The following is a 1,478-nucleotide window of genomic DNA, read 5'->3' on the forward strand; positions in this document are numbered from 1 at the left end:
TTGCGGGCTGCCGAGCTCGACGACGACGCGGCGCACCGCCTCCTCGATCGCCCCGACGCCCTCGGCGCCGGGGCGTCGCCGAATTGGTGGGCGACCAGTTCGGCAACCTCGCCCGCGCTGCGCACCGGGTCGTCCAGAACCGGCCCGACGCCCTCCTCGATCCGCACTCCGACACCCGCCAGACGCAGTGGCACCATGATGTCGGAGAAGAAGACGGCCGCGTCGACGCCATGACGTCGCACGGGTTGCAGCGTGGCCTCGGCCGCGAGCTCCGGGTCCAGGCAGGCCTCCAGCATCGGGACGCCCGAGCCTTCCCGCAGCGCGCGGTACTCCGGCAGGGACCGGCCCGCCTGACGCATGAACCACACAGGTGTGCGGGCGGGCCGCCGGCCCGCCAGCGCCTCCAGGATCGCGGGGGTCGCAGTGGTTCCGACGCCGTCGTCCCGACCCCCGTTACCGCTTGCCGCCCGGTCCTCCCCGGCCTCGATGCCGGTCGGATCGGGCCCGTGGACCGCCTGCTCGCGCTCGATCGAATTGTGTGAAGCGCCGGTGACGAAATCGCCATTGTCGGATGAAGAATGCTGACGCCGCGTATTCTTCCCGCGATAGGGGAACTGAATGTGAGACATATTCGATTGCCTCCTGTAAGCAGTGGTCAGAGGGGGTTTATTTCGCGTGATGATGCGATGTTCTGGATGTCGATAGGGTGCTGACAGGGTGTCAGGAATATGGTGGTGACACATTGTCTTGACGTTGGAGTGCGTCGCCACGCCGCTATTGTGCCCGCACGCCGCAGTGATGTTTCAATAGCGCTCGCTGTGACTACTCATCTTCTCTCCGCCGACTACCGACTGCCGGGCCTCGACGTCGTCGCCCGACTGGGAGCGGTCGCCCCGGGGCTGGGTCCAGACCTCCTGGAAGCGGTCCCCGCGCTGCGCGGGGTCGTCGTCCTGTCCACCTGCAACCGCCTGGCCCTTCTGATCGACGCCGACTCCTGGGCCGACACCGGGTGCCCGGCAGCCCTCCACTCGATGCCCGGCTCCGCCGCCCACAGCTCGGACTCCCATACTTCTGCCACGCACCGTCCCACTGTCTGCGCCTCGCCGGTCGACGCTGCACCATCTGGCCTGGGCGAGGCTGTGTCCGCCTTCCTTGCCGAGCGCGCGGGCCTGGAACCGGGATCCCTGCATCTGTCCCACCTGGCCGGCGCGGCCGCTCGCCGCGAGATACTCGCCATCGCCGCCGGCCTGAACTCCATGGTGGTCGGCGAGGCCCAGATCGTCGGCCAGGTCCGCCGTGCCGCCGAGACCGCCGCCGCCGAGGGCACACTCAGCCCAGACCTCGTGCGAATCATCGAGCGCGCCTCAACCGCCGCCCGCCGGGTGGCCCACGACACCGAGCTCTCCAGTCAGGGGCGCAGCATCGTCGCCGTCGGCGTCGAGCAGGCCGCCGGCCACCTGCCGCCGCTGACCAGCTGC

1 protein-coding gene and 1 pseudogene are annotated in these 1,478 nt (G+C 69.6%); one reads left to right on the forward strand and one right to left on the reverse strand.

Annotated elements, in window-relative coordinates; translation table 11 throughout:
• Positions 1–629 (reverse strand): uroporphyrinogen decarboxylase family protein (locus HMPREF0975_RS14220; RefSeq protein WP_009234938.1); only part of this gene is annotated, 629 nt, incomplete at its 3' end.
• Between the two features lie 189 nt (positions 630–818).
• On the opposite strand from HMPREF0975_RS14220, the pseudogene HMPREF0975_RS14225 reads away from it, so the two are divergent.
• Positions 819–1,478 (forward strand): annotated as a pseudogene (locus HMPREF0975_RS14225) (glutamyl-tRNA reductase); the annotation flags it as partial.

The sequence above is a fragment of the Actinomyces sp. oral taxon 849 str. F0330 genome (assembly GCF_000239715.1).
Classification (GTDB): domain Bacteria; phylum Actinomycetota; class Actinomycetes; order Actinomycetales; family Actinomycetaceae; genus Actinomyces; species Actinomyces johnsonii.